At 53.9% G+C, this 438-nt stretch carries 1 protein-coding gene; it reads left to right on the top strand.

Annotated elements, in window-relative coordinates:
* A partial coding sequence (locus ACYP03_RS24195) for an aminotransferase class I/II-fold pyridoxal phosphate-dependent enzyme (protein WP_459782395.1) occupies window positions 1-438 on the top strand: 438 nt, incomplete at both ends.

The following is a 438-nucleotide window of genomic DNA, read 5'->3' as shown; positions in this document are numbered from 1 at the left end:
CACCAACAGTAACAGTACAAAGTGGCTGAAGTATCAGGGAAAGGATGTCCTGCCTCTGTGGGTGGCAGACAGTGACTTCAGAGTACCGGATGCGATTACACGCGCCCTCCACCAGCATGTCGAGCACGGTGTCTTTGGCTACGGCTCAGTGCCTGAATCACTCAGCGAGGTACTCGTTGAGCGCATGGCAACGCTTTATAACTGGCAGATCAAACCGGAATGGATTGTCTATTTACCCGGTCTGGTATGTGGTCTCAATCTGGCTGTTCGCGCCTGTACCGAGCAACATCAGGCTGTCGTCAGTCCCAAGCCGGTTTACCCGAAATTCTTTACCGCAGCAAAATACGCATCACGCCCGCTGGCTTATTCCCCCGTGACATTACAGCAAGGGCGCTGGCTGATGGATTTAGAGGCGACTGACCTCCCGCCAGAAAGCAA

This window comes from Photobacterium sp. R1 (assembly GCF_054600795.1).
Note: the sequence above shows the minus strand (reverse complement) of the source record. Positions and strands in the feature narration are given on the sequence as shown.